This window comes from Streptomyces sp. NPDC041068 (assembly GCF_040647455.1).
Lineage (GTDB): Bacteria > Actinomycetota > Actinomycetes > Streptomycetales > Streptomycetaceae > Streptomyces.
This window is the reverse complement of record NZ_JBEZCG010000003.1, coordinates 202,107-216,445: the sequence shown is the minus strand read 5'-3', so window position 1 is coordinate 216,445 and position 14,339 is coordinate 202,107. Positions and strand designations below refer to the sequence as shown.

The 14,339-nt window shown below is 71.5% G+C and carries 12 protein-coding genes and 1 tRNA gene; 5 read left to right on the top strand and 8 right to left on the bottom strand.

All coding sequences use genetic code 11. The features are described 5' to 3' along the window. Positions 1–55 precede the first annotated feature (55 nt). Positions 56–1,054 (top strand): magnesium/cobalt transporter CorA, encoded by a 999-nt coding sequence (corA, locus tag AB0B50_RS08005; protein ID WP_362328218.1) that lies wholly within the window; start codon positions 56–58, stop codon positions 1,052–1,054. A 12-nt stretch (positions 1,055–1,066) separates the two neighbouring features. Here the strand turns inward: corA and AB0B50_RS08000 are convergent, their stop codons facing one another. Both AB0B50_RS08000 and AB0B50_RS07995 read right to left on the bottom strand, forming a co-directional pair. After that, complete coding sequence (locus AB0B50_RS08000) at positions 1,067–1,855, bottom strand: ferritin-like domain-containing protein (protein ID WP_362327377.1); 789 nt, start codon at positions 1,853–1,855, stop codon at positions 1,067–1,069. 246 nt (positions 1,856–2,101) lie between these two features. Further along, positions 2,102–3,157, bottom strand: coding sequence for an LLM class F420-dependent oxidoreductase (locus tag AB0B50_RS07995; RefSeq protein WP_362327375.1), 1,056 nt, complete (start codon positions 3,155–3,157; stop codon positions 2,102–2,104). A 237-nt stretch (positions 3,158–3,394) separates the two neighbouring features. On the opposite strand from AB0B50_RS07995, the gene AB0B50_RS07990 reads away from it, so the two are divergent. Together AB0B50_RS07990 and AB0B50_RS07985 are read left to right on the top strand one after the other, a co-directional pair. Next, a complete protein-coding gene (locus AB0B50_RS07990; protein ID WP_362327372.1) occupies positions 3,395–4,375 on the top strand; it encodes an aldo/keto reductase in 981 nt (326 codons plus the stop codon). Beyond that, on the top strand, positions 4,372–6,717 hold the full coding sequence (locus tag AB0B50_RS07985; protein WP_362327370.1) for a helix-hairpin-helix domain-containing protein: 2,346 nt from the start codon (positions 4,372–4,374) through the stop codon (positions 6,715–6,717). Before AB0B50_RS07990 ends, AB0B50_RS07985 begins: the two co-directional genes overlap by 4 nt. 82 nt (positions 6,718–6,799) lie before the next feature. Here the strand turns inward: AB0B50_RS07985 and AB0B50_RS07980 are convergent, their stop codons facing one another. After that, positions 6,800–7,564, bottom strand: coding sequence for a hypothetical protein (locus AB0B50_RS07980; RefSeq protein WP_362327368.1), 765 nt, complete (start codon positions 7,562–7,564; stop codon positions 6,800–6,802). A gap of 47 nt (positions 7,565–7,611) precedes the next feature. Between AB0B50_RS07980 and AB0B50_RS07975 the strand changes: the two genes are divergently transcribed. Further along, entirely contained in the window at positions 7,612–7,800 is a 189-nt protein-coding gene (locus AB0B50_RS07975; RefSeq protein WP_055702557.1) for a DUF5703 family protein, read from the top strand. Positions 7,801–7,946: 146 nt separating this feature from the next. Here the strand turns inward: AB0B50_RS07975 and AB0B50_RS07970 are convergent, their stop codons facing one another. From AB0B50_RS07970 to AB0B50_RS07960, 3 genes are all read right to left on the bottom strand, one after another. Then, positions 7,947–8,753, bottom strand: coding sequence for a chaplin family protein (locus AB0B50_RS07970; protein ID WP_362327366.1), 807 nt, complete (start codon positions 8,751–8,753; stop codon positions 7,947–7,949). 139 nt (positions 8,754–8,892) lie between these two features. Further along, on the bottom strand, positions 8,893–9,126 hold the full coding sequence (gene chpH, locus AB0B50_RS07965; RefSeq protein WP_362327364.1) for a chaplin ChpH: 234 nt from the start codon (positions 9,124–9,126) through the stop codon (positions 8,893–8,895). Between the two features lie 183 nt (positions 9,127–9,309). Beyond that, positions 9,310–10,635 carry a M20/M25/M40 family metallo-hydrolase gene (locus tag AB0B50_RS07960; protein ID WP_362327362.1) on the bottom strand — a complete coding sequence of 442 codons (1,326 nt, stop codon included), beginning with the start codon at positions 10,633–10,635 and terminating at the stop codon, positions 9,310–9,312. Positions 10,636–10,823: 188 nt separating this feature from the next. Between AB0B50_RS07960 and AB0B50_RS07955 the strand changes: the two genes are divergently transcribed. Next, positions 10,824–10,908, top strand: a tRNA-Leu gene (locus tag AB0B50_RS07955). 122 nt (positions 10,909–11,030) lie between these two features. Here AB0B50_RS07955 and AB0B50_RS07950 read toward each other — a convergent pair. Together AB0B50_RS07950 and AB0B50_RS07945 are read right to left on the bottom strand one after the other, a co-directional pair. Further along, on the bottom strand, positions 11,031–13,532 hold the full coding sequence (locus tag AB0B50_RS07950; RefSeq protein ID WP_362327360.1) for a sensor histidine kinase KdpD: 2,502 nt from the start codon (positions 13,530–13,532) through the stop codon (positions 11,031–11,033). A 26-nt stretch (positions 13,533–13,558) separates the two neighbouring features. Continuing rightward, positions 13,559–14,242 carry a response regulator gene (locus AB0B50_RS07945; protein WP_362328216.1) on the bottom strand — a complete coding sequence of 228 codons (684 nt, stop codon included), beginning with the start codon at positions 14,240–14,242 and terminating at the stop codon, positions 13,559–13,561. Between the last annotated feature and the right edge of the window lie 97 nt (positions 14,243–14,339).

Here is a 14,339-nt window from a genome sequence, read left to right as displayed (position 1 = left end):
AGCCTAAGCGTCCGTGAAGGTGCAACAGGTGGGGAGGCTGGGAAGAATGCGCAGTGTGATCGTCGACTGCGCCATCTATCGCGAGGGCCGTCGGACCGAAGGTCCCAAGGACTTCTCCGACGCCCTCGACGAGGCGCGGGCCACCGGCGACGCGTTCGTGTGGATCGGTCTGCACGAGCCGACGGAGGACGAGTTCGACACGGTCAGCCAGGAGTTCGGCCTTCACCCCCTGGCCGTGGAGGACGCCCTCAAGGCCCATCAGCGCCCCAAGCTGGAGGTCTACGACGACTCGCTGTTCATGGTCCTCAAGCCGGTCGTGTACGAGCCGGACAGCGACGCCGTCTCCTCCGGCGAGGTCATGATCTTCGTGGGCGACTCGTTCGTGGTGACCGTCCGCCACGGCGAGGGCGCGCCGCTCGGCGTCGTACGCCACCGCCTGGAGGCCGACCCCGACGTCCTCAAGCACGGCCCGACCGCTGTCCTGTACTCGATCGCCGACGCCTCGGTGGACCACTATCTGGAGGTCGCCGACGAGTTGCAGGCCGACCTGGAGGTCCTGGAGTCGGAGGTCTTCTCACCGGACGGCGGGGGCTCGCGCAACACGGCCTCCCGCATCTACACGTTCAAGCGGCAGATCCTCGAATTCCGCCGGGCCACGGGACCGTTGGCGCTCCCCCTGGCGCGCCTCTCCGGAGCGGGCCCCTTCGGCCCCGCCGTGCCGTTCGTGGACGAGACGGCCCAGCCCTTCTTCCGGGACGTCAACGACCATCTGACGCGGGTCAACGAATCCGTGGAGGGCCTGGACCGGCTGGTGACGGACATCCTGTCCGCGCATCTGGCGCAGATGAGCGTGCGGCAGAACGACGACATGCGGAAGATCTCGGCGTGGGCGGCCATGGCGGCGGTCCCCACGATGATCGCGGGGATCTACGGCATGAACTTCGACCACATGCCCGAGCTGCACTGGTGGTGGACCTATCCCGCCGTGATCCTCCTGATGGTCCTCCTGGAGGTCGTCCTGTACCGGATGTTCAAGCACCGCGGCTGGCTCTAGCGCGGCACCGCGTCAGGCGAACTCGGGGGCCGACGCGGCGGGTCCGCCCAGCGCGTCGCGCCGCTGGGGCATCTTCAGGGACACCATGCGCCGCCAGCCGCCGGACCTCTCGTACCCGTACATGGCGTGGATGCCGGCGGCGAGCAGTCTCTGCTTGGCCGGGGACCAGCCGAGGATGCGCCCCATGTGGTCCATCACGGCGAGGCTCACATCGCGGTAGACGCGGATCTCCGCGAGCGCGCACTCGCGCAGGGTGTGCTGGATGGCACGGCCGTGCCCGGCGTGCGCGAACCGGAGCAACTCCTCGTGGCAGTAGGCGAGATGGTTGTCCTCGTCGTTGGAGATCATCCGCACCGCGCGGCCGATGTCCGGGTGGTCGGCGAAGTACTTGAGCAGCAGCCGCATCTGTTCGGAGGCGCGCTGCTCGGTGACTCTGCTGTGGGCGAGGTAGGTGACGATGTCCTGCACGGTGAGCGGCTTGTCGGCCTTCAGCTGTTCGTGCGCGAGTCCGATGCCGTGCTTCTCCAGGAGCATCGTGTAGTCGGTCTCGTGCGGGATCTCGACCGGTTCCAGGCCGCGCTTCCTCATCAGCGCGTTGAAGATCCTGCCGTGCTTGTCCTCGTCGGCGCCGTGCCGGACGATCTTGGGGGCGAGCGCGCGCTCGCTCTCGGGGACGAGGGCGGCGATGCGGCCGTTCTCCCATCCGCCCTGAGCCTCACCGCTGGCCGCGATGGAGCAGAAGAGCCGGAACGACTCGTCGTGATCGAGGATCTCTTCGAAGACACTCTTGGCCGACAGCATCACTGGCACCTCCATGCCCTGTGCGCGAACCTCCGCAAAGAAATAGTCAAGTGCGTGGTTCACCAGTGGGCAACAGCTGTACAGGTCGGCTCCGCCGAACGAAGGACACGGGCGAGGCCCCGAAGCCGTAACCGAGGGCCTCGTGACGCGTTGTTCCCCGTGACGGCCGTGGCGGGGAAGACCCCCCGAGCCCCCACCACGGCCGCAGACTTCTCTTTCTTTCCTTGCGCTCTTTCCTAGCGTTCCCTACGCGAGGCCGGCCCGCTCCAGCGCTTCGGTGCCGGCCCGCAGCGAGGCGAGGCGGTCCTCCAGCGCGAAGCCCGCAGGGGCCAGTGTGAGCGTGGTGACACCGGCGGCGGCGTAGGCCCGCATCCGGTCGGCGATCCGGTCCACCGAGCCGAGCAGGGTCGTCGAGTCGATCAGCTGACGCGGGACGGCGGCGGCCGCGCCCTCCTTGTCGCCCGCCAGGTACTTGTCCTGGATCTCGGCGGCCTCCTTCTCGTACCCCATGCGCTGCGCGAGCTGGTTGTAGAAGTTCTGCTTGCGGCTGCCCATGCCGCCGACGTACAGCGCGGTGTACGGCCGGAACATGTCGGCCAGGGCGTCGACCTGGGAGTCCTCGCCGACCGCCAGGGGCAGCGTCGGGACGACGTCGAAGCCCTCCATGGTCTTGCCGGCCTTCTCGCGCCCGGCGCGCAGGTGCTTGATCGCCGTCTCCTCCAGGTGCTCGGCGGCCGGGAAGATCAGCAGGGCGCCGTCGGCGATCTCGCCGGTCTGCTCCAGGTTCTTCGGGCCGATCGCGGCGACGTACAGCGGGATGTGCTCGCGCTGCGGGTGGACGGTCAGCTTGATGGGCTTGCCGGGGCCGCCGGGCAGCGGCAGCGTCCAGTGCTCGCCCTCGTAGGAGAGGCGCTCGCGGGTCATCGCCTTGCGGACGATCTCCACGTACTCGCGCGTGCGGGCCAGCGGCTTGTCGAACTTCACGCCGTACCAGCCCTCGGAGACCTGCGGGCCCGAGACGCCGAGGCCCAGGCGGAAGCGGCCGCCGGAGAGCGAGTCGAGGGTGGCCGCCGTCATCGCGGTCATCGCGGGCTGCCGGGCCGGGATCTGGAAGATCGCGGAGCCGATGTCGATGCGCTCGGTCTGCGCGGCCACCCACGACAGCACCGTCGCCGCGTCCGAGCCGTACGCCTCGGCGGCCCAGCAGACCGCGTAGCCCAGCTTGTCGGCCTCCTTGGCGACCGCGAGATTGTCGGCGTCCATTCCGGCGCCCCAGTAGCCGAGGTTGATCCCGAGCTGCATGGCCGATCCCCTTACCGGTTTACTCATGAGTAACGTCCCTGTGCCGGGGACTGTAGCGCGCGGCGCCGGATCCGTCAGTGACGGATCGAACGAGTGCCGGAACAGGGCGGGAGCAGCGGCCGATTCCGGGGCGATGCCAGGTCGATTCCCCTCGAACCGGTGGTCGAGTTCTCCACAATCGCTGGTTTGTCCACAGCCTCGCCCGCCGCTGGGGTACGGCCAGTAATCTCAGCGCCCATGGAGCAGAGGCATCTCGGCCGGACCGGCCTGCGCGTGTCCCGCATCGGACTCGGCACCCTCACCTGGGGTCACACCGAGGAGAACGACGCCGCCGACCTGTTGAAGGTGTTCTGGGAGGCGGGCGGCACCCTCGTCGACACGGCCGATGTGTACGGCGACGGGGAGGCCGAGTATCTGCTCGGGCGTCTGATCGAGCGGCTCGTGCCGCGGCGCGACCTGGTCATCTCGACCAAGGCGGGCAGCGTGCCCGACCCCGAGCGCCGCTTCGACGGCTCCCGGGGGCATCTGCTGGCCGCGCTCGACGCGTCGCTCGCCCGCCTCGGCACGGACCACGTGGACCTGTGGCAGGTGCACGCCTTCGATCCGGACACGCCTCTGGAGGAGACGCTGCAGGCCCTGGACATCGCGGTCAGCAGCGGGCGGGCCCGCTATGCCGGGGTCTCCAACTTCTGCGGCTGGCAGCTCGCCAAGGCCGCGACGTGGCAGCTCGCGCTCCCGGGCACCCGCACCCGCCTTGCCGGCACGCAGATGGAGTACTCCCTGCTGCAGCGCGGCGTCGAGCGCGAGGTGCTGCCCGCGGCGGTCGACCTGGGGGTGGGCCTGCTGCCGTCGTCCCCGCTCGGCCGGGGCGTGCTCACCGGGAAGTACCGTCACTCCACCCCCGCCGACTCGCGCGGCGGCTCGGACCAGATGGCGCCCTTCGTCGCGCCCTACCTCGACGACACCGCGAGCCGCATCGTCGACGCGGTCGCCACGGCCGCGGACGGCCTCGCGGCGAGCCCGCTCCAGGTCGCCCTCGCGTGGGTGCGGGACCGCCCCGGAGTGACCGCCCCGATCATCGGCGCGCGCAACGCGCAGCAGCTCACGGCCGCATTGTCAGTGGAGACCCTTAGTCTTCCTGACGAGATCTGCCAGGCGCTCGACGACGTGTCGGCGCCCGTGCACCGCTATCCCGATCACGACTGGAGCACCCTGTGAGTACGGAACCCGCTGCCGCGGAGGAAACCGCGCCGGGGACGCCGGACGCCGCGGCCACGCCCCCCGCCGAAGCCGCGCCCGACGCCGCACAGGCCACCGAGAACACCCCGCCCACCGGGCCCGAGCCGGACGACGAGACCGAGCCGGGTGCGGCCTCCGAGGCCGCACCGGACGGGGCCGGAGCCTCGGAGGGTGCCGAGGACTCGTCGAGCGAGGAAGCCGGGGCGGACGCCGCGCAGGACGCCGGGGCCGCGGCGGACGGGACGGCGGCCGAGGGCGAAGCCGCTCAGGATGCCGAAGGCTCGGGCGAGGTGTCCGAGGCCGAGGCCGAGATTGCCGCGCAGCGGGAGCTTCGGGAGCGGATCGAGCAGCGGAAGGCCGCGAAGGAGGGGCCGATCGACGCCGGGGCGAAGCTGAGCGGGACGGCGGCCGACCTGCTGGCCGCCGTGCGCGCCGTGGAGAGCGGCGAGAAGCCCGTCGCGAGCGCCTTCAGGGAGCCGGAGCCCGCACCGCGCAGGCCCGCGCCGTCCCCCGCCCCCGAGCCCGTGCGCCCGCAGCCGTCCACGACCGCGGCGGCACCCCCGGAGGAGGCCGTCGACGCGGTCCGCGCCGTGCTCGCCGAGGGCGGCGCCCCTACCGCGCTCGCCGCGCCCACGGCGGCCGCGCTCGGCGAGGGCGCCGAGGAACAACTGCGCGCGGACCCCTGGCAGTTGCTGCGGGTCAGCGGCGTGCGGCCCGAGCAGGCCGACGGCTTCGCCAGGGCCCTGCTCGGCCCGCAGTGCGGGCCCGACGACGAGCGCAGGGGCCGTGCGATCACCGTATGGCTCCTGGAGCAGGCCGCCGTCGCGGGGCACACGGCCCTCGACGCGGCGGCCCTGACCGCGGCGCTCGGACAGCGCACCGTGCCCGATCCGGACGCGGCCGTGCAGAGCGCCCTCGCCGAGGGCGACGCCCTGGTCTTCCAGGACGCCGTCGAGGGCACCGAGCTGCCGGTCCAGCGGGCCGGGGAGGACGGCGAGGAGGGCACCGAGGAGGAGCCGGAGCGCCCGGTCCGCGTCCTGATCGGCCTCGAGCGGTACGCACTGGCGGAGGAGAGCCTCGCCGACGGCCTCGCCCGCGTGATCAACTCCCTGGCGAAGGACGACACTTCCGGCCCCGGGGACGCCGGCTGGGAGGCCGCCGCGGCACAGGCGTCGGGCTCCACCGCCGAGCTGATCCGGGCCGTCGCCGGGCACGGCCTCGTGCTGCACTCCGGCGGCGAGGAGGCCCGCGCCGAGCCCGCCGCGCTGGTGACCGCCGCGGCGGCACTGGGCCTGCGGGTGTGCGCCGCGACCCACAGCGCCGACGGCCGCCGCCGCCTCGCGCGGGCCACGGGCTCGGACGAGACCGCGGTCACCGTGGCCGGCCTGCTCTCCGGCGCACAGGGCCCCGGACGCGACGCGGACGGCGCGCTCGCGCTGGATCTCCTGGTCGTCCTGGACGCACCGCAGTTGGACGTGGAGACCGCGGCGATGCTCGTGGAGTCCCTGCCGGACGGCGCCCGTCTGGTGCTCAGCGGCGACCCGGGCGTGCTGTGGTCGGCGGGCCCCGGGCGGGTGTTCGCGGACCTCGTCTCGGCGCGCTGCTGCCCGCACGTCGTCTCGCGCGCCCCGGACCCCGGCCCCATCGGAGAGTTGACGTCCGGCATCGGCATCGGCGAGCTGAACCAGGTCGAGGCCCCCGGCAAGGAGGTCGTGCTCGTCCCCGTGCGCGACGCGGCCGAGGCGATCCACCGCACCGTGCAGCTCGTCGCGGACTCGGTGCCGAGGGCGATCGGGGTGCCCGCCGAGCAGACACAGGTCATCACGCCAGGACACGGCGGCGCCGCGGGCACCCGCGCGCTCAACGCCGCGCTGAAGGAGCGCCTCAACCCGGGCCCCGGCCGCTTCGGCGGCTTCGACCCCGGCGACCGGGTCGCCCACGTCCCGGCGGCGGGCCGCACGACGCTCGGCCGTGTGGTGCGGGCCGACGCGGAGGGGCTGCACCTGGAGTGCGACGGCGCCCCCGTCGTCGTACGCAAGGAGCGGGTGGAGCAGGAGGTGCGGCACGCCTGGGCACTCACCGCGCACCAGGCGACGGGGCTGCGCTGGCCCGCGGTGGTCGTGGTGCTGCCGGGTGACGCCGCGCAGTCGCTGACCCGGCCGTGGGTGTACACCGCGTTCAGCCGCGGCGAGCGTCATCTGTCGGTCGTGCAGGGCGTGGAGCAGGCACTGCCGCGCGCGGTGGCGGAGCGCCCCTGGAAGGACCGCACGACGCGCCTGCGGACCCTGCTGCGCCCGCAGGTGCCGACGGCGACGGCCTGACCTCGTCCGGTACGGCGTCGAGCCCCTCCCCAAGGGGAGGGGCTCGACGGTCGCAGGAGCGATTCGGCGCGGGCGGTGGGCGTCAGCGGCCGGTGCTTTGAGCTCCTCCTGCGCCGTGGCCCTCGCTCTCCTCGCTCTCCTCTTCGATCTCATCGATCTCATCGATCGGCACCGCCACGTCCGGGTCGATGTCGACGTCGACGTCGTCCGTGTCGAGGCCGTCCAGACCTTCGTCGTCCAGTTCGTCGTCGAAGACCGTGCTCACGTCGAAGCGGCACACCACCCGGTGCGGGTCGACCTGGTCGAAGGCGGCGTCGAGCCACTCCCCCGGCTCGGCGGGGGTGTCCGCCGCGGTGACCCAGAGCGTGGAGTCACCCTCCTCCAGGCCGAACTCCTTGTGGCGTGAGGCGATTTCGTCCGGTTCGAACTCCCCGAAGAGGACACCGAGCGCGCCGTGCACGGTGTCGGCGGGGCCCGTGCCCTCCTCCCCGCCCGCGTCGAGGTCGGCGACCCGCTGGGCCTGGGCGAGGAGTCGCTGCGGCTCGGCCACGGCGTAGTCACGGCGGATCAGCACGCTCAGCGCGTTCGCCTCCTCCGGGCCCTGGTACGGCGGCAGCGCGTCCTCCGTACCGGGGATCTCGAAGGGGGTGACCTCGTCATAGCGGTCGTAGAGGAGTTCGTCGTACTCCTCGGCCGCGGCGGCGAGTTCGTTGAACGCCTCGTACACGGCCGGATCGTCCTCGCCCGACCTGCGTTCGACCGCGGCCAGGTGGCGGTCGAGCGCGGTCTTGACCGCCTCGGCGGCGGCACGTACCTCGGCAGCGGTGGGCTGCGCAGCATCAGACATAGTGCAGACGCTATCCGTACCGGGCCCATGCCCGCACAATAGATGCGATGCCGGAATACGAATTTGTCGACGTGTATGTACCGCGCGGGGTCACCCGCAAGGAAGCCACGCGCCTGCTGACGGACCACGCGGAGTACGGACACTGGGAGTTGGACCGCCTGAGCCTGCACCGCGACGGCAGCCGCAGAGTGCGGCTGAAGCGGCGGATCATCCGCCAGGTGAGGGCCACCTGGTGAGCGCGGACAGGGGCGGCTGAACCGAGAGACGGAGAACGCGGGAACCTCGGCGAAGGCGGCGAAGGCGGGAAACAGGGAAACAGGGAAACGGAGCGGGCCCCGCTGACGCGGGGCCCGCTCCGTTCCTGCCTGCTCGGCCGTGCGGCTCAGGCGGTCGCCCGCGCCCTCCGGTAGAGCACGGTGCCCGCGAGCAGCGCACCGGCGCCCACCGGCAGCGCGAGCCCGAGCGGCACCTCACTGCCGGTCTCCGCGAGCTGCGACGTCCCCTCGGGCGGGGTGACGATCTGCGTGCCCGGGTGGTTCGGCGTTCCGCGGTCGACCGGGGTCTCCGGCTTCTGCGGGTTTCCGGGCTGCTCGGGCTTGCCGGGCTGTTCCGGCTTGCCCGGCTGCTCGGGCTTGCCCGGCTGTTCCGGCTTCCCGGGCTGCTCGGGGTTGCCCGGCTGCTCCGGCTTGCCCGGCTGCTCGGGTCCCGTCGGGGGCTTCTCGCCGCCCGGCGGGGTCACCGAGTCGTCGGACTCGTTGGCGCAGTCGTTGCCCGCGGTGGTGTTGCCGAGGCCGCCGATGGTGACGCTGTTGCCGCAGACGTTCACCGGGGCGTTCACCGGCAACTGCACGTCGTTGCCCGAGGCGACGCCGGGTGAGTCGCTGGTGCGGCCCTCCGCCTTCGCCCCGCCACCGGAGGGCTTGTGCGAACCGCCGCCCCCGCCGACCGAGGCATTGGTGCAGTTGTTGCCCGCCGCGGGGTTGAGGACCCCGACGACATTCACGGTGTTGCCGCACACGTTGACCGGAACGTCAACGGGAACCTGGACGGAATTGCCCGCCAGCACGCCGGGGGAATTCGAACTGCTCCCGTTGGCACCCGAGTCCGCGTGTGCGTAGCCACCGCTGACGGCGAGTACGCCGGTCGCGGCCGCCACGGTGATCAGGCCTTTGCGCGTGACCTGTCGCATAGCTGTTCCCTGCCTTTTACCTTCCGGAATACGTCCGGGCCTCCTTGCCAGGACGCGGAATGCCCGACGGCCCCGGAGCGCATGGCGCGCACTCCGGGGCCGACGGACTCAGACCCTCAAGGGGTGAGGCACAACAACGTCACTTGTTGATGCAGGTGTTGCCGAAGGTGGGGTTCAGCAGCCCGATCACGGAGACCGTGTTGCCGCAGGCGTTCACCGGCACGTGGACCGGCACCTGGATGACGTTGCCCGAGACAACACCGGGGGACTTCACGGCGGCACCCTGGGCACCGGCGTCGGCAGCGGCGACGCCCGCACCAGCGAGCACGAGACCACCAGTGGCAGCCGCAGCAGCGACGACCTTCTTGATCATTGTTCCTCCTTGTTGGCAATGCAGTCCCAGCCGCGGACTGCATCACCTGTAACGAGGAGAAACTTATGGGGCTACGAGCCTATGGTTCCTTTCACTCTTTTCAGTCAAGTACGTACGCGCTGGCGATTATTGGAGTGTCGTTTCAGCGCGCAAAGCGGCCGGTTCCCATCAGGAAACGTCGCGTCAGGAAGCGTCGATGAAGCGGTCGAGGACCCGGACCCCGAACTTCAGGCCGTCCACCGGTACCCGCTCGTCGACGCCGTGGAACATGCCGGCGAAGTCCAGCTCCGGCGGCAGCTTCAGCGGCGCGAAGCCGAAACCGCGGATGCCCAGGTCGTCGAAGGACTTGGCGTCCGTGCCCGCGGAGAGCATGTACGGCACGGCGCGGGCGATCGGGTCCTCGGCCCGCAGCGCCGTCTGCATGGCGTCGACCAGGGCGCCGTCGAACGTGGTCTCCAGGGCCTTGTCCGCGTGCACGTCCTCGCGCCGGACGTTCGGGCCGAGGATCCGGTCCAGGTCGGCGAGGAACTCCTCCTCGAAGCCCGGCAGGAAGCGGCCGTCGACATGCGCGGTGGCCTGCCCGGGGATCACGTTCACCTTGTAACCGGCGCCGAGCTGCGTCGGGTTGGCGGTGTTCTTCAGGGAGGCGCCGATGAGTTTGGCGATGCCGCCGAGCTTGGCGAGCGTCTCGTCCATGTTCTCCGGGTCGAGCTCGGTGCCCAGGGCGTCGCCGAGTTCGTCGAGGAAGTGGCGCAGCGTCTTGGTGACGCGGATCGGCCAGTTGTACCGGCCCAGGCGCCCGACGGCCTCGGACAGCTCGGTGATCGCGTTGTCCTTGTGGATCATCGAACCGTGCCCGGCGGTGCCGTCCACGGTCAGCTTCATCCAGTGCATGCCCTTCTGGGCCGTCTCGACGAGGTAGAGCCGCAGGTTCTCGTTGACGGTGAAGGAGAAGCCGCCGACCTCGCTGATCGCCTCCGTGCACCCCTCGAAGAGGTCGGGGTGGTTGTCGACGAGGTGCCGCGCGCCGTACGTGCCGCCGGCCTCCTCGTCCGCGAGGAAGGCGAGGACGATGTCGCGCGGGGGCTTGCGGCCGCTGCGCATGCGCTCGCGGACCACCGCGAGGGTCATCGCGTCCATGTCCTTCATGTCGACGGCGCCCCGGCCCCACACGCAGCCGTCCGCGATCTCGCCGGAGAAGGGGTGGTGCGTCCAGTCCGCGGCGTTGGCCGGCACGACGTCCGTGTGGCCGTGGATGAGGAGCGCGGGGCGCGAGGGGTCCTCGCCCTCGATCCTCGCGACCGTGGAGGCCCTGCCGGGGTGGGACTCGAAGATCTTCGGTTCGAGGCCCACCTCGGCGAGCTTCTCGGCGACGTACTCGGCGGCCTTGCGCTCCCCCGGGCCCGAGTGGTCGCCGTAGTTGCTCGTATCGATCTGGATCAGTTCGCGACAGAGGTCGACGACCTCGTCCTCACCGGTGACGGCCTTGCCCGTGCTGGACCCGCTCACGCTGGTTCCTCCCGCATTCGCTGCTGGTGGTCCCCTTCATCCTCTCTCCCCCGGGCCTCGGGCCCAAGGGCGGGCGGGGGTCGTCATCAGCCGTTCACAGGGGACGGCGGGGGTGATCGAGTACCCCCGGAAGCCTGGTAATGTTCTCTGTGTCGCCGCGGGAAACACCCCGCGAAGACAGACACCTTGTCCGGGTGGCGGAATGGCAGACGCGCTAGCTTGAGGTGCTAGTGCCCTTTATCGGGCGTGGGGGTTCAAGTCCCCCCTCGGACACCGGCAAAGACCCCAGTCGATCGACTGGGGTCTTTCGCGTTCCCCGCCTTGAGTGGCGGCCGCCTGAGCGGCCGCCCGTGGGGTTCCCCGGGCGGTGGGGTCCCCCGGGCGGCCACCCGCGGCTAGGTCGCCGCTCGCAGCGTGAGCGCCATCGTGAGGCCGCCGCCCGGGGTGTCCTCGGCGGTGAGCGTGCCGTCCATCGCCTCCGTGAAGCCGCGGGCGACCGCGAGGCCGAGGCCCACGCCCGCGCCGCGCGGGGCGTCGCCGTGGCGCTGGAAAGGCTCGAAGATCCGGTCCTTGGCCTCGTCGGGGACGCCGGGGCCGCGGTCCACCACGCGCAGTTCCACGCGGTCGGCGATGGCGCTGGCCGAGACCAGGACGCGGGAGCCCTCGGGGCTGTACTTCACGGCGTTCTCGACGATGTTGGCGACCGCCCGTTCCAGGAGCCCCTTGTCGACCGTGACCATCGGCAGGTTCTCGGAGATGTCCAGATCGACGCTGCCTTCCGGTACGCCGCCGAGGGCCATGGGGACCACCTCGTCGAGGTCGATCTCGCGGATCAGCGGGGTGACGGTGCCGGTCTGCAGGCGGGACATGTCCAGGAGGTTGCCGACCAGGTGCTCCAGGCGGTCCGCGCCCGCCTCGATGCCTTCGAGGAGCTCGGCCTCGTCCTCCTCGGACCACTCCACGTCCTCGGACCGCAGCGAGGTCACCGACGCCTTGATGCCCGCGAGCGGCGTACGCAGGTCGTGGCTGACGGCGGCGAGCAGGGCGGTGCGGATGCGGTTGCCCTCGGCGAGCGCGCGGGCCTCCTTGGCCTCGCCCTGGAGACGCTGGCGGTCCAGGACGACGGCGGCCTGCGCGGCGAACGCGGCGAGCACGCGGCGGTCCTCTGCGGGCAGGACGCGGCCGGACAGGGCGAGCGCCATGTGGTCGCCGACCGGCATGTCGACGTCGGCGTCCTCGGGGCGCAGGAGCGGACGGCCCTCGCCCACGCGGCCCGCGCAGGTCCAGGGCTCCACGTCGCTCGCGCGCTCCAGCAGGGCGACGGACTCCATGGCGAAGGTCTCGCGGACCCGCTCCAACAGGGCGTCCAGGCTGGTCTCGCCGCGCAGGACACTGCCCGCGAGGAAGGACAGGATCTCCGACTCGGCGCGCAGTCTGGCCGCCTGCGCGGTGCGCCGGGCGGCGACGTCCACGACGGAGGCCACCGACACCGCGACCCCGATGAAGATCGCCAGGGCGACGATGTTCTTCGGGTCGTTGATGGTCAACTTGCCGATGGGCGGCGTGAAGTACCAGTTCAGGAGCAGCGAACCGAAGGCCGCCGAGGCGAGGGCCGGCCAGGCGCCGCCGAGCATGGCGGCCGCGACGGTCAGCGAGAGGAAGAGCAGCATGTCGTTGGCGAGGCCGACGTCGGGCGCCATGCCGTGGAGCAGCGCGGTGAGCACCACCGGCCCCGCGACGCCGATCAGCCAGCCGGCGAGGCGGCGGCTGCGGCCGAGCCGCGCGGCCCTGGCCACCGGGAGGCCGCGGCCGCTGCCGACCGCGTCGTGCGTGACGAGGTGGGCGTCGAGGTCGGGGCCCGAGTCGCGGGCGACGGTCGCGCCGACGCCGGGCCCGAAGACGTACTGCCAGCTCTTGCGCCGTGAGACGCCGAGGACGATCTGGGTGGCGTTGACGCCGCGCGCGAAGTCGAGCAGCGCGGCCGGTATGTCGTCGCCGATCACATGGTGGAAGGTGCCGCCGAGGTCCTCCACGAGGGTGCGCTGGACGGCGAGTTCCTTGGGCGATGCCGAGGTGAGGCCGTCGCTGCGGGAGATGTAGACGGCGAGGACCTCGCCGCCCGCGCCCTTCTCGGCGAGGCGGGCGGCGCGGCGCAGCAGGGTGCTGCCCTCGGGGCCGCCGGTGAGGCCGACGACGATGCGCTCGCGGGAGCCCCAGATCTTCTTGACCCGGTGCTCGGCGCGGTATTCGTTGAGGTATTCGTCGACGCGGTCGGCGGTCCACAGGAGCGCCAACTCCCGCAGGGCGGTGAGGTTTCCCGGCCGGAAGTACTTGGAGAGGGCGGCGTCGACCTTGTCGGGCTTGTAGATGTTGCCGTGCGCCATGCGGCGGCGCAGCGCCTGGGGCGACATGTCGACCAGCTCGATCTGGTCGGCGCGGCGCACCACTTCGTCCGGCACCGTCTCCTTCTGACGTACGCCGGTGATCGATTCGACCACGTCGCCGAGCGATTCCAGGTGCTGGATGTTGGCGGTGGAGATCACGTCGATGCCGGCCGCGAGGAGTTCCTCGACGTCCTGCCAGCGCTTGGCGTTGCGCGAGCCGGGGATGTTGGTGTGCGGGAGCTCGTCGACCAGGGCGACCGCGGGGCGGCGCGCCAGGACGGCGTCGAGGTCCATCTCGGTGAACACCGAGCCGCGGTACTCCAGTTGCCTGCGCGGGACGATCTCGAGGCCGTGCAGCATGACCTCGGTGCGCGGCCGGTCGTGGTGTTCCACGAAGGCGACCACGCAGTCGGTGCCGCGCTCCACGCGGCGGTGGGCCTCGGAGAGCATCGCGTACGTCTTGCCGACGCCGGGAGCCGAGCCGAGATAGATCCGGAGCTTGCCGCGTGCCATGGGTGGGTGAGTCCGTCCGCCGGGTGTCAGCTCTCGAAGCGGTATCCCATGCCCGGCTCGGTGATGAGGTACCGGGGATGGGAGGGATCCGCTTCCAGTTTGCGTCTCAACTGGGCCATGTAGACCCGTAGATAGTTGGTCTTGGTGCCGTAGGAGGGGCCCCACACGTCCTGCAGCAGCTGCCGCTGGGTGATGAGGCGCCCCGGGTGGCAGATGAGTATTTCGAGGAGCTGCCACTCCGTGGGGGTCAGGCGTATGTCGTGGCCGCCTCGGGTGACCTTCTTGGCGACCAGGTCGACGGAGAAGTCGTCGGTGGTGACCACGACGGTCTCGTGGGCGGCAGGGGCCGATTCGGTGCGGCGGACGGCGGCGCGCAGCCGGGCGAGGAGTTCGTCCATGCTGAACGGCTTGGTGATGTAGTCGTCGGCGCCCGCGTCGAGCGCCTCGACCTTCTCGTCGGAGGCGCGCCGGGCGGTGAGGACGAGGACCGGCACGCGCGTCCAGCCGCGCAGTGCCCTGAGCACGTCGATGCCGTCCATGTCGGGCAGGCCCAGGTCGAGTATGACGACGTCCGGCTGCCGGGCGGCGGCCAGGCGCAGGGCGGTGGCCCCGTCGGGGGCCGCGTCCACTCCGTACTTGCGCGCCTGCAGGTTGATCACGAGTGCCCGTACGAGCTGTGCGTCGTCCTCCACCACAAGGACCCGGGTCATCGGTGTGCCGCCTTCTTCCGCGTGGCTCTCGTCGGTGTGGGTGTACGTGTCGTGGCCGCGGGAGCCGGCGGTGCCGGGCGTGTGCCCGGTCCGTCGG

What these genes read in the sequence shown, in the direction of transcription:
- AB0B50_RS07945 (WP_362328216.1), bottom strand. Translation starts at nt 14,242, where the DNA reads ATGACCCGGGTCCTTGTGGTGGAGGACGACGCACAGCTCGTACGGGCA.
- AB0B50_RS07975 (WP_055702557.1), top strand. Translation starts at nt 7,612, where the DNA reads ATGCCGGAATACGAATTTGTCGACGTGTATGTACCGCGCGGGGTCACC.
- AB0B50_RS07970 (WP_362327366.1), bottom strand. Translation starts at nt 8,753, where the DNA reads ATGCGACAGGTCACGCGCAAAGGCCTGATCACCGTGGCGGCCGCGACC.
- AB0B50_RS08000 (WP_362327377.1), bottom strand. Translation starts at nt 1,855, where the DNA reads ATGCTGTCGGCCAAGAGTGTCTTCGAAGAGATCCTCGATCACGACGAG.
- AB0B50_RS07980 (WP_362327368.1), bottom strand. Translation starts at nt 7,564, where the DNA reads ATGTCTGATGCTGCGCAGCCCACCGCTGCCGAGGTACGTGCCGCCGCC.
- AB0B50_RS07995 (WP_362327375.1), bottom strand. Translation starts at nt 3,157, where the DNA reads ATGCAGCTCGGGATCAACCTCGGCTACTGGGGCGCCGGAATGGACGCC.
- AB0B50_RS07950 (WP_362327360.1), bottom strand. Translation starts at nt 13,532, where the DNA reads ATGGCACGCGGCAAGCTCCGGATCTATCTCGGCTCGGCTCCCGGCGTC.
- AB0B50_RS07990 (WP_362327372.1), top strand. Translation starts at nt 3,395, where the DNA reads ATGGAGCAGAGGCATCTCGGCCGGACCGGCCTGCGCGTGTCCCGCATC.
- chpH (WP_362327364.1), bottom strand. Translation starts at nt 9,126, where the DNA reads ATGATCAAGAAGGTCGTCGCTGCTGCGGCTGCCACTGGTGGTCTCGTG.